Annotated in this window: 11 protein-coding genes and 4 tRNA genes; 5 read left to right on the forward strand and 10 right to left on the reverse strand. The window is 34.3% G+C overall.

Translation table 11 applies throughout. The features are described from left to right. Window positions 1-806 precede the first annotated feature (806 nt). The 5 genes from COC46_RS03390 to COC46_RS03410 all read left to right on the forward strand — a co-directional run bounded on the left by COC46_RS03390 (window position 807) and on the right by COC46_RS03410 (window position 6,715). Window positions 807-2,030 (forward strand): epoxide hydrolase family protein, encoded by a 1,224-nt coding sequence (locus COC46_RS03390; RefSeq protein ID WP_098808353.1) that lies wholly within the window; start codon window positions 807-809, stop codon window positions 2,028-2,030. A gap of 141 nt (window positions 2,031-2,171) precedes the next feature. After that, a complete protein-coding gene (locus tag COC46_RS03395) occupies window positions 2,172-2,720 on the forward strand; it encodes a pyridoxamine 5'-phosphate oxidase family protein (protein ID WP_098808354.1) in 549 nt (182 codons plus the stop codon). 284 nt (window positions 2,721-3,004) lie between these two features. Further along, window positions 3,005-4,513 carry a spore germination protein gene (locus COC46_RS03400; RefSeq protein WP_098808355.1) on the forward strand — a complete coding sequence of 503 codons (1,509 nt, stop codon included), beginning with the start codon at window positions 3,005-3,007 and terminating at the stop codon, window positions 4,511-4,513. A gap of 11 nt (window positions 4,514-4,524) precedes the next feature. Next, window positions 4,525-5,619 (forward strand): GerAB/ArcD/ProY family transporter, encoded by a 1,095-nt coding sequence (locus COC46_RS03405; RefSeq protein ID WP_255294797.1) that lies wholly within the window; start codon window positions 4,525-4,527, stop codon window positions 5,617-5,619. Beyond that, window positions 5,609-6,715 carry a Ger(x)C family spore germination protein gene (locus tag COC46_RS03410; RefSeq protein WP_098808357.1) on the forward strand — a complete coding sequence of 369 codons (1,107 nt, stop codon included), beginning with the start codon at window positions 5,609-5,611 and terminating at the stop codon, window positions 6,713-6,715. The genes COC46_RS03405 and COC46_RS03410 overlap by 11 nt, the downstream gene beginning before the upstream one ends. Before the next feature lie 161 nt (window positions 6,716-6,876). Here COC46_RS03410 and COC46_RS03415 read toward each other — a convergent pair whose 3' ends face one another. The 10 genes from COC46_RS03415 to COC46_RS03460 form a co-directional block, all read right to left on the reverse strand. Beyond that, window positions 6,877-7,452, reverse strand: a complete 576-nt coding sequence (locus tag COC46_RS03415) for a TetR/AcrR family transcriptional regulator (protein WP_098808358.1) — start codon at window positions 7,450-7,452, stop codon at window positions 6,877-6,879. A 602-nt stretch (window positions 7,453-8,054) separates the two neighbouring features. Further along, the gene (gene glmS, locus COC46_RS03420; RefSeq protein WP_098808359.1) at window positions 8,055-9,857 is read right to left on the reverse strand and encodes a glutamine--fructose-6-phosphate transaminase (isomerizing); all 1,803 of its coding nucleotides are present in this window, start codon (window positions 9,855-9,857) and stop codon (window positions 8,055-8,057) included. Between the two features lie 539 nt (window positions 9,858-10,396). Next, the gene (gene glmM, locus COC46_RS03425; protein WP_098808360.1) at window positions 10,397-11,740 is read right to left on the reverse strand and encodes a phosphoglucosamine mutase; all 1,344 of its coding nucleotides are present in this window, start codon (window positions 11,738-11,740) and stop codon (window positions 10,397-10,399) included. Between the two features lie 13 nt (window positions 11,741-11,753). Then, window positions 11,754-13,043, reverse strand: coding sequence for a CdaR family protein (locus tag COC46_RS03430; RefSeq protein WP_098808361.1), 1,290 nt, complete (start codon window positions 13,041-13,043; stop codon window positions 11,754-11,756). After that, window positions 13,036-13,854: a diadenylate cyclase CdaA gene (gene cdaA, locus COC46_RS03435; protein ID WP_098808362.1), complete on the reverse strand. Its 819-nt coding sequence runs from the start codon at window positions 13,852-13,854 to the stop codon at window positions 13,036-13,038. The genes COC46_RS03430 and cdaA overlap by 8 nt, the downstream gene beginning before the upstream one ends. An 844-nt stretch (window positions 13,855-14,698) precedes the next feature. After that, complete coding sequence (rocF, locus tag COC46_RS03440; RefSeq protein WP_098808363.1) at window positions 14,699-15,598, reverse strand: arginase; 900 nt, start codon at window positions 15,596-15,598, stop codon at window positions 14,699-14,701. Between the two features lie 242 nt (window positions 15,599-15,840). Beyond that, window positions 15,841-15,916 (reverse strand) — tRNA-Ala (locus tag COC46_RS03445). Window positions 15,917-15,935: 19 nt separating this feature from the next. After that, a tRNA-Gly gene (locus COC46_RS03450) sits at window positions 15,936-16,010 on the reverse strand. 17 nt (window positions 16,011-16,027) lie between these two features. Beyond that, a tRNA-Lys gene (locus COC46_RS03455) sits at window positions 16,028-16,100 on the reverse strand. 27 nt (window positions 16,101-16,127) lie between these two features. Next, window positions 16,128-16,202 (reverse strand) — tRNA-Gln (locus tag COC46_RS03460). Window positions 16,203-16,227 lie beyond the last annotated feature (25 nt).

Here is a 16,227-nt window from a genome sequence, read left to right on the forward strand (position 1 = left end):
ATTCTATATTTAAATATTCTGTTCCTTAAATACTAAACATTCGTCCAAGCAATCTTATATTAAAATTATTCTGATTTTATAACAATACAAGATTTTCGATTAGAATAATTTATATTTTTGATGAAACGGAATCACCGTGTTTTTGTTATAAATATCGATTGTTTATTGTATTTTTTGAACGAACGTTCCAAAAAGATTAAAAAAATATTTAAGCTAAATAAATGTTATTGAAAAAATATTCAAAATAAATATATCATTTCTGGAACGAACGGTAAAGAAAATATAAAAATGATATAAAAAAGTAATGAATGATCTATTACTACTAGCCCTTAACATTTCGTTTTATACATTCAAGAACATTCGTTCAAAAAATATTCTTGACCGAACGTTCTTGAATGTGTTAAATTTGTTTTCGAAAGGAGGTACATCAAAAAAAACAAACTTAAACGTCAAGATGTAGATGACGTTTTATACTCAACTCTATGCAGTTTTTCTTCATTCAAGGCTAATGAAAGAGATCCATGTATAATCAATTTTCACATTTGTGGTATCAAAAGAGTTCATTTTATGAAAATTAAAAAATCCCTGTAAAAACACTTAATGAAATGTTCTAGATAACGCTTAAATGTCGTTTAGCTGATACCGTTATGTATAAATACGACCCATCTAAAAATTAGAAGATTTTCAGAAAAAGCTAAGGTAAATTATTGAAATCAATAAATAAGAAATGGTCCACAGTGCGTGAATTTTCCGCACAAACTAACCTGGCCTCAACCAAAATAAAACGTATAAAGGGAGATTAAATAATGACGCATACAATTTCTAATAATCAAGTTAATGAGCAAATTACAGATAAAAACGCGATTCGTCCATTTCATGTGAACGTTCCAGAAGAGGAACTGATCGAATTGCGCAGACGCATAAATGCTACAAGATGGCCTGAGAAAGAAACTGTATCGGATCAATCTCAAGGTACTCAGCTTGCAACGGTTCAAGAACTTGCGCGTTATTGGGCGAATGAATATGACTGGCGCAAAATTGAGGCTAAGTTAAACGCTTATCCACATTTCATCACTGAAATCGATGGTCTGGACATACACTTCATTCACATTCGTTCAAAGCATGAAAATGCTATGCCAATCATCATTGCGCATGGATGGCCGGGCTCGATTTTCGAACAAATGAAACTTATCGAACCACTTACTAATCCTACGGCACATGGCGGAAGTGCATCAGATGCTTTCCACGTGGTCATTCCATCGATGCCTGGTTACGGATTTTCAGGTAAACCGACTACGACAGGATGGGATCCGAAACGCATCGCTCGTGCTTATGGTGAGCTAATGACTCGCCTTGGTTATGACAAGTATGTGGCACAAGGTGGCGACTGGGGCGCAATCGTCGTTGATATGATGGGCGTTCAGGAACCTAAGGGATTGATCGCCCTACACACTAATATGGCTGGCGTAATTCCACCTGAAGTTGATGCGGCAATCTGGTCTGGCAACCCGCTTCCTTCTGATCTTTCAGAAGAAGAGAAAGAAGCAGCTGCACAAGTTCTAGAAAATAAATTCGCCTACGCTGCCTTGATGGGAACGCGTCCGCAGACACTGACTGGACTGGTGGATTCACCTGTTGGTTTAGCAGCCTTCATGCTTGACCACGACTGGAAAAGCCTTGCTCTGATTTCAAGATCTTTTGACGGCGTCAAAGAAGGATTAACTCGCGACGACGTCCTCGACAATATCACGCTCTTCTGGTTAACGAACTCAGGCGTCTCTGCATCTCGTATTTACTGGGAAAACAGTAACGCCGGAATCTCTTTCTTCGCTGTCAAAGGCGTAAAAATTCCGGTTGCTGTAAGCGTCTTTCCTGATGAATTATATGTTGCACCTAAGAGTTGGACAGAGAAAGCATATCCTAATCTTATACACTACAACAGACTTCCTAAGGGTGGACACTTTGCAGCTTGGGAGCAACCAGAGCATATAACTTCAGAGCTTCGTACGGCATTTAAGTCACTACGCTAAAATAAAATACAGTCCCTTTAAGTATTAGGGACTGTATTTTTTAAAAAAAGTATTCTTAGAACGTATGAAAACCAAGAATTCTGAAACCACTTCTTTAAATACAAGCAAAGTGTGACCAACTAAGAAAAGGAGATGATTTCGATGTTTACACTTCGCAATTATGATCGCCTTTGTACTGACACGGGAAAAATCAATCACTTTCTAGAACATGCCCGTACTGGATTTCTCGGTTTGTCTCAGGAAGATATCCCATATGTCATTCCACTTAATTTCGTTTGGCTCAACAATTCCATTTATTTTCACGGGGCGGCTGAAGGAAGAAAAGCCACTTACATTGAGAATAACCCTTCAGCTTGCTTTACTGTAGGTGAGAATTATGGAACAATTACAAGTCCAATCCCCGCTGGAACCGATACAGCTTATATGAGTGTCATCGTTGAGGGAGCTATCCTTCCCGTAACCGATTTAAATGAAGCCACGGCAGCCATGCAAGTTATGTTGGATAAATATGTACCTGGCTATTATAATCGGCCTTTGGCTAGTGGTCATGTAGAACGATATGTTTCCCCGTTAGGTGGGAAAACTGGCATCTACAAATTAGTTGCAGCATCAGTATCTGCCAAAGAAAAAAAAGTGATTCCAAATCGCATGTACTATGAAGGTATGAAATATAATACAGACCGTACGTAACTTGCAATGCTTGTAAGACCTCCCCCTTGTTACGACATTGCAAATTCGGTATTGAAAGTCAAAATATAACAGAATATCCTTATAGAACAAGTTACAATTGACCTTTAGATCAAGAACCCAACACTTTAATCGTCATTCAACTGCCACGAATTTTTTCGTGGCAGTTTTTATTTCTTTAATTGCCTCATTTAAACTTTTACCTTTAGTGAAGGCATCTAAATACATATTTTTACAGTTTAAGGCAAATAGTATAAATTATATTGATTTAAAAGGAAGGTACTTGAATGAGTCGCTTTCGAACAAACTTCAAAAAGATTTTTTTTCAAAAGGACACAGGTTTCATTCATCCACCTAATACTCATCAATTGAATGATATTGCAATAGAATTTCAAGAAGCTACTTATGAACAGACACTTAAAGAATTAAGTGATAGTTTTGACCTTGTTCATCGTTCATTTAATCATGATGAAATACACATCATTTTTTTAAGCTCGTTAGTAGATTCCAACACTCTAGAGCGTGAAATACTTTCACCCTTAAGAGAAATATCATTCTATAATCTTGAAAAAACTTTTCAACAATCCTTGTATAAACGAGAAAGTAATCAAGAAGAAGTTATTAATGGGATATTAGATGGTAATGTTGCTATGTACACTGGGGAGGATACATATTTAATAAATGTATCTGGATTAGAGGAACGTGCTATTGCACAATCTGAAACAGAAACTGTCATAAATGGACCGCACGATTCCTTTAATGAGACATTAAAAACAAACGTGTCATTGATTAGAAGAAGAGTTAGAAGTCCTCGCTTAAAAATGATCCAGTTATCCGTTGGAGAAATTTCAAAATCTAAAGTTCTTTTAATCTACATCGATGGTATTGCCCATATGGATATGGTGAACCATCTAAAAGAAAGGATTCAATCTGTTAAAGTTGATTCCATTACTGACTCAAACGTATTGATTCAGATAATAGATGATCATCATAATTCACCCTTCCCACAATTTTATACGACGGAAAGACCAGATATTGCTGTGTCCAAACTATATGCTGGAAAAATCATCGGACTAGTCGATGATAGTCCAAATATTTTTTGTACTCCTTCTAACTTCTTTGATTTTTTTGAGTCACCAGATGACTATAATCAGCGATGGATTATGGGAACAATGGTTAGGATTTTAAGATACATGGCTTTATTCATTACATTGATCCTTACTGCTTTTTATGTTTCAATCTGTACTTTTCATTATGAAATGATTCCACAATCTTTACTTCAAAGCATTATGCAATCTAGAAGTAGAGTACCCTTCCCTCCTCTCGTTGAAGCTATATTTTTAGAAATTGTAATTGAATTTCTTAGAGAGGCAGGCGCGAGACTACCTACAAAAATTGGCCAAACAATTGGAATTGTAGGAGGTATTGTAATTGGTCAAGCAGCCGTAGAAGCTGGGATTACTAGTAACATTCTTATCATTGTTGTAGCTATCTCTGCTATTGCTTCATTCATAGTCCCTAGCTATATTATGAGTGCTTCCATTCGAATCATTCGCTTCTTATTTATATTGATGGCAGGATTTTTAGGTAATATCGGGATCTTTTTTGTTTTAGGTATATTAACCATCCATTTAACTGGATTAACAAATTTATCTTCACCTTATTTTATGCCGGTTTCACCAACCTTTTTCAAGGATTGGATGGATAGTATTGTGAGGGGACCATTTTATAAAATAAGAAAAACTCAACCCGCGCAATCAATGGTACAAAACGACGGTGAACAAGAGAGGAATTAATGGTGATTAATATGAAGGAACGGCTCCATCCACTTCAACTATCTATATTAATCTATATGATGCAAAATGGTTTAGTCTTGTATAGTTTACCTCGAATAACTGCCGAATATTTCGGAACAAATGGCTGGTTAAGTATTTTTTTTATTTTTGTACTTGTTAATATTAATATCTTGATGATTGTCATGATTTATAAGTTGGGGAAAGGTCGTTCAATGTTTGAAATTATAGAAACAACTCTTCCTAGATGGATAATGTTCCCCTTCTATGTGTTTATTACTGGAGTTTGGATTGGAATCGCAAGTATGGTTATGAGATTATACATCAACATTTTTAAAATGATGTTTTTCCCAGCTTTACCTGACACAATATTTCTCATTCTCTTTACCATCCTTAGTTTCTATCTATTAAGAGGTGGAATTTATAATTTCACTAAAGCCATAGCTGTATTATTCTGCTTCGTGATCCCAATGATTTTTTTAATTTTTTATCTTTTTCCTGAATTTAATTTTTCACGATTTACTACTTTCTTTTTTAAAGGAGAAACTGATATTTTCAAAGGATCACTTCAAGTTTATTCAGCTTTTTTAGGTATTGAAGTTTCCATTCTTTTTTTTCCGATGGTTGAAAAAAAATGGACAAAGGCCCTCTTTATTGGAAATTTTATGTCTATGTTCATTTACGTCATTATCCTATTTGTAAGTTTTGGCTTTTTTAGCTTCGACCAAATATTAAATGATATTTACCCAGTTATGACATTATTTGAATACACGGAAGTTTCTTTCCTTTCAAGAGCCGAAAATCTATGCTTTTCTGTTTTTGCATTTAAAGTATTATCAACAGTAGTAATATATTTCTGGGGATCTCAGCAACTTTTAGGAAACATGATAAAAAGAATGAAGCCTAATAATTGGATTTACATCATTCTAGCTATAGGCTTTATCCTCGCAATGTTACCGGACTCCGTAGTGGATGTAGAACAGTGGTTAAATTGGTTGAGTTACCTTGGAATCGGTATAGCCTGGGTGTTACCGAGTCTTGTACTCTTCATCCTTTTTACTGAAATTCTTAAAAACCTTATTAATAGGGAGACAGCTAATGCAAAATAAAGTTACCGTATTAATTGCAATATGTTGTTTATTTTTAACTAGTTGTGGAACTAGTAATGTTATTGAAGATCTAGCAATACTTCAAGCTGGTGCTTACGATTTGTCCGAGAGTGACGAAAATCCAATAAAAACAACTGTCTTGTTTCCTACTGTTTCTAAAGAGGGAACATTTGGTACCCAGACTTTAACTGCTAATGGAAAATCAACTCATGATACATTTACTAAACTTCAAAATTTAACTAATTTAAAGCTGGTTGGAGGGCAAGGAACAATCATCTTTGGAGAGAAATTGGCAAAAAAAGGGCTAATAAATGTAATTAAGTCGTTTTCAAGGGACCCAGAATTCGGAACTCGTGTTAAGTTTGCGATTGTAGAGGGAAAAGGGGAAGATTTGTTAAAAAAAAAGATACCTTCTATTCCAGATAACTCTGAATATCTTTATACGTTTATGGAAAAATTAGGACGTCAAAATAAAATTCTAAATACTGATAAACATCGTTTTCTAAGAGATTATTATGATGATGGTATTGACCCAGTTTTACCTGTTTTTTCTTATGAAGGGGAGAACATTGAATTAAAAGGATTAGGTACGTTTAAAGGAGATCAATATGTTTCACAATTAAGTTTAAGTGAAATACAAATCCTAGATTTTTTAAGTGGAAATATTAATAATGGCAGTTTAATGATTAGTATTCTCGATGAAAAGAAAGGAAAAAATGATCAACTTTTAATAAGTAATATAAATTCTGAAAATGATAAAAAAGTAAATGGACGAAAAAGTAATAATATGACTGTTATAATAAATCTAGATTTAAAAGGTAGTATTCTTGAATACTCGGGTACAATGGATATAAGTAAAGAAATATATCAAAGAAATTTGGAAAAGCAAGTTGAAAACTATTTAGTAACTAGTTCAAAAAAATTGATAACTAAATTAAAAAAAGATCAAACAGACTCTATAGGGATCGGAACATTAATACGTAACAGTGTGTCATATAAAAAATGGAACAAGATGGATTGGAATAAGATTTACTCAGACTTGCAAATTAAAGTAAATGTAAATGTAGATTTAATTAATACAGGAAAATCAAAATAAATTATAGAATGTTTGAGTGGTTGTGAAGTCCTCTATTTCATAAAGGACTTCCTTTTTATTTTACAAAAAGTAGCCAGGTCTATGTTGGCTTGTCTGAAAATCCATTGAAGGTCATCTAACCAAGCCAACTAGCAAGGAGATTTAAATACCACAGGAACAAATTAGTCTAATATTGACAAATTCATTTCCATTATTTTGTGTAATTTTTCTTTGTCAGGATTAGTTTTAACCATTACGCGAAGTCCTATTAATGCATTAAGAAAATAAGAAGACAGTTCTTCTGCATTTAGCGTATTGGAAAATTCCCCTGTTTGTTGGCCTTCCTGGATAAGTTCACATATTAACTGTTCAAAATTGTCCCAGGTCTGATGAACCAAATCTATTGCCTCAGAATCATGATTTGCTAACTCAACCGCGGTATTCACTATCATGCAGCCCTCCGGAAACTCATCTAGCTTTTCGATAGCTATTTCGAACAACAATTGGATTGACTCTCTGGTAGAACGGGCATTAGCCATACAACGCTTAGTCAATTGCTGAGAAAATTCAACATAGCGCTCCAATGTTTTAAAATACAATGTTTTTTTATCACCAAAGGTATCATACATGCTCCCTTTATGAATCCCTGTATGTGAAACAAGATCTTTCATGGATGTCTTTTCATAACCTTGTTCCCAAAATAACCGCATAGCTTTAAGCAGAACGGCATCTATTTCAAATTCCTTTGATCTTGCCATCTCAATGCTCTACCTCCTTAAAAGCAAATATAACTAATCAAAACGACGGGATAACTATTTTTTTATGTGGTAACTGTGTATCTTATACCAGTATTTTTGACTATACGTTCCAGCTTTATTATCTAAAAATAATATTTATAGACTGAACTGTGGCCATTTTACTCGTTTCATAATGAGAAAAGCTAGTGCTAGTGTATCTTATTTTTGCCATTTATCAATATTTAAGTATGATGTAAATACAGTTAATACGTCTAAAAAATCTATCTTAATAATCCTACATTAGCAATTCAATCGTTTGTTGCTCTAACTAATATTATACCAAAAATATCCATCTTTTTCATACTCCTTATCTAGCTAGTCTGGCTGTTCAGACAAATAAAAAGGACTAATGGTTATGGCCACTAGTCCTTACTATTTAATATATCTATATATATTTATTTAATCGGTTTTCTAATTACAACACGTTCATCAACTTCACTAACATGAAAATCGTCTTTTGTAGGAATGCGTTTTTCATCGTTAAATTTGATCATCATTTTACACTCCCTGTTCAGTTTTTTATTTTCAAATCTGTCTTTAATGCAGTAAGAGCAATAATTTGATTATTCAACTGTAACTGATTTTGCAAGATTACGAGGTTTGTCAACATCACAACCACGGTGTAAAGCAGCATAGTATGAAATTAATTGTAATGGGACTACTGAAAGGATTGGCGATAATTCTTCTTGTACTTTTGGTAAAATGAAGCGATCACCTTCCATACTTAATCCTTCCATTGAAATGATACAAGGGTTAGCACCACGAGCTACAACCTCTTTTACATTTCCACGAATATTTAGATTAACTGATTCTTGTGTTGCTAACGCAAAAATTGGAGTTCCATCTTCGATAAGAGCAATTGTTCCGTGCTTTAACTCTCCACCAGCAAATCCTTCTGCTTGGATGTAAGAAATTTCTTTTAACTTTAATGCGCCTTCTAAGCAAACGAAGTAATCTACGTTACGACCGATGAAGAATGCATTACGAGTCGTAGCTAAATATTCTGTAGCAATTTCTTCAAACTCATCTTTTTGGTTTGTAATTGATTCCATCGCATTTGCTACAATTCCAAGTTCTTTAACAAGGTTAAAGTTAACTGTTTTTCCTTTTTCTTTTGCAAGAGCATTTGCAACAATTGAAAGTACTGCTAATTGTGCAGTATAAGCTTTAGTTGAAGCAACTGCGATTTCAGGACCTGCATATAAAGGAAGAGTAAAATCAGCTTCACGTGATAATGTTGATCCTGGTACGTTTGTAAGTGTAATTGCTTTATAACCTAATTTATTTGTTTGAACTAGACATGCTCTGCTATCAGCAGTTTCACCACTTTGTGAAATATAAATGAATAATGGTTTTTCTGTCAGTAGTGGCATATTGTAAGAGAATTCACTTGCAACATGAACTTCTACAGGAACACCTGCCATCTTTTCGATAAATTGCTTTCCAACAAGACCAGCATGATAACTAGTTCCACAAGCTACGATATATAATCTGTCAGCTTCTGCTAAAGCAGCTTTAATTTCTGCATCAATTACAAGCTCGCCGTTTTCATCTTGGTACTTTTGGATAATATTACGGATTACTAAAGGCTGCTCATCTGTTTCTTTTAACATGAAGTGAGGATAAGTCCCCTTTTCGATATCGCTAGCGTCGATTTCAGCTGTATATGGAGCACGTTCTATACTATTTCCGTTAAGATCCATTAATTTAACGTTATCTTTTGAAACTAAAATAACCTCTTTATCCATTAATTCTATAAATTGATCAGTAATTTGTAACATCGCCATCGCATCAGATGCAATAACATTAAACTCTTCACCAACACCAACAAGTAATGGGCTTTTATTTTTAGCTACATAAATTACGTCTTCGTTTTGTTTATCTAATAATGCAATTGCATAAGAACCTTTAAGAAGCTTAAGTGTTTCTCTAAATGCCTCAAGAACTGATAAACCTTTTTTAATTTGAAGCTCTACTAACTGAACAATTACTTCAGTATCTGTATCACTTGTAAATTCAATATCACTTAAATAATCGTTTTTTAATTGTACATCGTTCTCGATAACGCCGTTATGAACTAGTGTAAAACGTTCAGTAGAGCTTTGGTGAGGATGTGCATTACGTTTACTTGGAGCACCATGAGTTGCCCATCTTGTATGACCAATTCCAATATTTCCGTCCGTTTTAGTAGGAATTGATTCGCGTAATACTGCAATTCTACCTTTTTCTTTATAAACTTCTACACCATTGTCAGTTAAAAGAGAAATCCCAGCAGAATCGTAACCACGATACTCTAATTTCTCTAAACCTTTTAATAAAATTTCTTTCGCATTATCATTTCCAATATATCCAACGATTCCACACATAAATTAACTATTGCTTAGTAAGTCCTAAAACAAGACATACAAAAATTGTATAGGAATGGAACGCTGTTTTCCTAACCGTTTAACTATTTAATTTTCTATTCCCTCGTCATGTTTAATAATGGTAGAGGACTTACAAGCAATATCCACCTACCTTTCATATTCCGCTCATTAGCGAGTTCATTTTTTTATATTTAAACGGTGTATCAGATTATCTACATTTGTGCACACAGTCACCCATGTGTTTTACGTAAATAATTGCGGTTGTGATACGTCAACCGGGAGTCATCCGCCGAAACTTCGATAAAACTCCACCTCGTCAACTACACTTTCAGTCCTGTGTAGTTCTGGCGCTTTTTTAAACCTTTTTTGTTTATATACTCCTTCCTTGTTAGGAAAACAATAAAACAACTATACTATACAGAATTTAAAATGGTCAACAAAAATATTTTGAAATAAATTTTAGAATAGTTGTTTATATAACAAAAATATGCATAGACTTACACAAAAGTGCTCATCTATGCATATATTTTTATTTATTATTATTCTCCAACTTCTTCTTTTACAACTGCAACAATTCGTTCTACATATTGTTTACACTCTGCTTCAGAAGGAGCCTCTGCCATTACTCGAATAAGTGGCTCAGTTCCAGATGGACGAACTAAAATACGACCATTACCATTCATTTCTTCTTCTACCTCAGAGATGGTTCCTTTGATTCGTTCGTTATTTAGTGCTTCGTTCTTATCTGTTACACGAACATTAATTAATAATTGTGGATACTTTTTCATTTCTCCAGCTAATTGAGATAATGTTTTACCTGTTTCTTTTACAATACTTACGAGCTGTATTGCACTTAACATGCCATCACCAGTCGTAATATGATCTAAAAAGATGATGTGTCCAGATTGCTCACCACCAAGATTGAAGCCATTCTTTCTCATCTCTTCCATAACATATCGGTCTCCAACACCTGTTACAGCGCTTTTCATTCCATTCGTTTCGACTGCTTTGTAGAAACCTAAGTTACTCATAACAGTTGATACGATCGTATTTTGTTTTAGACGACCTTTTTCGTTTAAATATTTAGCACAAATATACATTATTTGGTCACCATCAACGATTTCGCCATTTTCGTCAATTGCAATCAGACGATCACCATCTCCATCAAATGATAAACCGATGTCAGCCCCTTTTTCTTTTACAAGTGCTGCTAACGCCTCAGGATGTGTTGAACCCACACCGTCATTTATATTAAATCCATTAGGATTCGTACCCATTGTAACGATGTCCGCTTCTAAATCAGCGAATAAATATGGTGCTAGTGAAGAAGTGGCACCGTGTGCACAATCAAGAGCCACTAATAAGCCAGAGAAGTCCTCATCAATTGTATTTTTAAGGAATTGCAAGTATTTTTGACCACCTTCAAAATAATCACTAACTTGGCATAAATCATTTCCAGTCGGTCTTGGCAGCTTGTCTACTTCAGCATCCATTAGTTCTTCAATTTCTTCTTCCTGCTCATCCAATAATTTAAACCCATCTGGACCAAAAAACTTAATACCATTATCTGCAACAGGATTATGCGAAGCTGATATCATAACACCAGCCTGTGCTCCTAAAGCTTTTGTTAAATAGGCAACACCTGGAGTAGAGATTACACCTAATCTCATAACTTCTGCGCCAATCGATAATAATCCCGCAACAAGTGCACCTTCAAGCATATGTCCTGATACACGTGTGTCACGCCCAACAATAATTTTCGGTTTTACATTATTTTTTGTTAAAACATAACCGCCACAGCGTCCAATTTTATAAGCTAATTCTGGAGTTAACTCTTTATTCGCAACTCCTCTTACACCATCAGTACCAAAATATTTACCCATTTTAACTCTCCTTCTAATTCGATGACTGTCCAATATCGCCTTCTTCTGAATTCTCATCAGTTTGAGCGGATTTATTATCAGTAATTTCAATCGTTATTGTATCAAATTCTAAACTAAATATAACTCCTTTAGGTCCAGTAATAGTAAGCGCAACATCCCTAGTGCCTGGATCTAGTCCATTAACCTTAGCTGTAATATTTAAATCACTTGCTTTAATTGTATCCAAGTCATCCTTGAATCCCTTACCAGTAACTACTAATTTTCCTGAAGGAGGCTTAATAAACTTATAAGTATATTGATTATCCTCACCCACTAAATTAATTGGGATTTTACTAAATTTCTTTTCAATTTCCTCATCAAAATTAATGTCCACATTAATCGTACTTTGATCTACTCTAAACGCTCCTTTTGGAGTAGGTACACTTACTTCATATGTGCCATTTTTATCAAATAAAGACAGGTCAACCGGCACTTCTATAGGACCACCAAAATTATCTAACCAATCTTTAGGAGCATAAATTCTTATTGAATCAACTTTGCTCACTAGGCTATTTAATTTTAAACCATCCTTTAGTACTCCTGTTTGCACTAGCTTGATTGGATAAACCGCACTCTCAGAAACAATTGGGACAGTTACTTCAACCTTACTAGGTTGTGTAGCAATTGGAAGTTGAACACCTTTTTTGTTATATAACTTAATCGGTAACACTTGGCTAAATGTCTGATTGGCATCAGTAACATCCACACCAACACTCGCATATGCCACCTGTGACACTTCGTCTGATGAACCTACAATTTTGACTAAACCTGGTTTAACAATTGCATTTTCAGCTTTATAGCCATGTTTAATATTTTTTTCATTTAGATAAACAACTTTAACTGGAACACTTTTTTCAATTTTTTCTTTAATCGTTACTCTTACTGTTCTCGGTTTTATAGTTGCTTTTATTTTATCTGAAATATTTCTAATTTTTAGAGGCACTTCGTATGTACCTAAAGCATAAGAAGTTAAATCCAAATATACTTCGAAATCTTTTTTCATTTCCGCAGTTTTTACAATACTATTAGGTCCATCTAATTCCACTGAAACATTCTTTGGAATACCCGTCACGATTAAATTGTGCTGATCATAAATTGACGTTACTGGTACTTCTCGTACTAATTCTTTATTATTAACAAACGGTATATCGCCTAAGCCTGATGAACTTGACTGTGGAACTAAGTTGACAGACATAAACAGTAATAAAGTTACTAATAATGCGATTCCTCTTAAGATCCAACGATTATCCATAAAATTATCCATTACGCTTCACCTTCCAATTCCATTTAGATGCGGTGGACTCTTCAGGTGATTTCAGCTCCGAGTTCAATAAATTCACAAGCTCGTCTTTAGATAATTCTCTATATAGATTTCCGTTCTTAGCTACTGACACTGCACCTGTTTCCTCTGACACTACAATTGTAATACTATCAGTAACTTCACTAATTCCAACGGCTGCCCGATGTCTAGTTCCTAATTCTTTTGAAATAAATGCACTCTCAGATAGTGGTAAATAACAAGCTGCTGCTGTAATCTTTTCCCCTTGTATAATCACCGCTCCGTCATGTAGTGGGGTATTCGGAATAAAGATATTAATTAGTAATTCAGAAGACAAATTAGCGTTCATTCGAATACCGGATTCGATATAGTCACCCATCCCCGTTTGTCTCTCAAATGAAATCAGTGCGCCAATTCTTCGTTTAGCCATATATTCAGTGGCCTTTGCAATGTTTTCAACAACATCATTTTGATCATTAAATCCATTACCAGTAGTTCGAGAGAAGAAACGACCACGTCCAAGCTGCTCTAGTGCTCTCCTTAACTCTGGTTGAAAAATAATAATAACTGCAAGGAATCCCCATGTTAATGCTTGATCCATTAAAAATTGCAAAGTATGCAAGCCGAATAGACTACTTAATACTTTTACAACAATAATGATCGTTACACCTTTTAAAAGTTGGACTGCCTTTGTCCCTTGAATAATGATAATTAATCTATAAATAACAAACCAAACTATTAGTATATCTAATCCATTTTGTAAATACTGTAAAAAATTTATATGTAAAGAAGGCACCTTTTACCCTCCCAATTCTTTAGAATAAAACTGTATCTTGAGTATTATACCATATTTTTGTAATACACAAAATTTGTGACTTATTTATTAAATTAACATTACTTTTACTACTATTTAAGCATTATTAAATAAAATTACAAATCCCATATCAGTTGACCTACTTCTTTAATAGAAGAAACACTCCTATTTAACTTATAATTTTTTTGGTGAGAAGTTTTTTATATAGGTACGTTTTCCTGATTTTATCTAGAGAAATTGATACAAAGAAAAACTAGCAAAATGATAGTTTTTTCAAAGCATTGAATGATAAACCGTCAATTGTTAAAACGTACCCTTTGCGAAACATTTGATGTTACCGTTGTAATTTTTTAATGGTTTATAGGAATGGTTTTATCTGGTAATTTTTTTTGGAATCTTATCATTTTACAAACTTTCGTTATTCCTTTTATCTTTTTCAGTATTTAAAAATATTTAGACGCTATTGATATAAGTATCAAATTATTTGCTGAACTATCAAAATTGGTACACATACTGGGCAATTAATAGGTCGATGCTTTTCTCTAAGTAAAAGATAATAAAAAAAGTTCTTTTTTGTAAAAGAAGTTGATTGAAACGGAAGAGTGCTCAACTCCAATGGGAAATGCAGGAAGTCTAAAGACCTCACAGGCGCGCTAAGGAGGCTAGGTCTCTACCCATGGAAAACGAGCATCCCGTAGTGGAAATCAACATCATACAGCTTGTTGTACATTGAAAAAATATGATTTAAAGTTATATTTTTTTCAACAGTGAAAAAAGCTAGCAAACAAATGCTAGCTTTTTTGTAGAGCAAAATCCTAATTATTATTTACAGTAATTTTTCACCAAGTAAAGAGCCAATTAAAGCAACCGCTACGATTGCTGTTCTGTTTCTTTCGTCTAATATTGGATTAACTTCTACAAATTCGATAGAAGTAATAATATCAGCATCTGATAACATTTCCATAGCTAAATGACCTTCTCTATAAGTGATTCCTCCAGGAACAGGTGTACCAACCCCAGGAACATGAATTGGATCTAGACCATCAAGATCTAACGATAAGTGTACACCATCACAGTCTTTCAAATGGTCAATACTTTCTTCCATTACTTTAGTCATTCCTAATTTATCAATCTCATGCATTGTATAAACTTTAATTCCTAATTCTTTAATAATAGCTCTTTCACCTTCATCAAGATCACGAGCACCAATGATAATTACATTCTCTGGTTTTACTTTAGGGAAGTAACCACCTATTTTCGTTAATAAATCGTGCCCATGCCCTAAAGAAACAGCCAATGACATACCGTGAATATTACCAGATGGTGAAGTCTCAGCAGTATTCAAATCTCCATGTGCATCAAACCAAATTAGTCCAAGATTATTATAATGCTTTGATACACCTGCTAATGTACCGATTGCAATACTATGATCGCCACCAAGTACTAATGGCATTCTATTTCTTTTAATTACTTCATCCACTTCAGCAGCGAGTTTTTCACATGTTTCTTTTACAGATTTTAAGTTCTTTAAATTATGTTCTGAATTATCTTCTTTAACTGGCGTACGCTCTACCAAAATATCGCCTAAGTCTTCAACCTGATAAGACATTTTTTCAATACGTTCGTGTAATTGAGCATATCTAATTGCACTTGGCCCCATATCTACTCCACGTCTTGTTTGTCCTAAATCTAATGGCACTCCAATAATTGAAATATCTTTTAACATTTTTATTTCCCCCATCGTCTGAATTCATAAAAGAAAACGCTTACTTGATTTTAAAAAAATATAATTTTTTGACTGTAAAAGTTACTAATTATATTAATAGTTTAAATCTTTTGAAACAAATGGGTCAACTCGACATTTTTTTGTATACATATGCATTTTGAAGTGTTATATCTTAGGATATCTTATGATTATATACAACAAAAAACCTTAGCCAAATGACTAAGGTTTAACTTTATGTATATTGGTGGAGCCTAGCGGGATCGAACCGCTGACCTCCTGCGTGCAAGGCAGGCGCTCTCCCAGCTGAGCTAAGGCCCCTTAATTATTTATATGGAAATGGAGCGGAAGACGGGGCTCGAACCCGCGACCCCAACCTTGGCAAGGTTGTATTCTACCACTGAACTACTTCCGCATATAAAAAAAAAAGAGTGAGCCATGAAGGATTCGAACCTTCGACCCTCTGATTAAAAGTCAGATGCTCTACCTACTGAGCTAATGGCTCGTAATAAATTACGATTAAATAAAAAAATGGCTGGGCTACCTGGATTCGAACCAGGGCATGACGGAATCAAAATCCGTTGCCTTACCGCTTGGCTATAGCCCAACAATAAATGGTGGAGGGGGACGGA

This window comes from Bacillus sp. AFS041924 (assembly GCF_002577195.1).
GTDB lineage: Bacteria > Bacillota > Bacilli > Bacillales > Bacillaceae_G > Gottfriedia.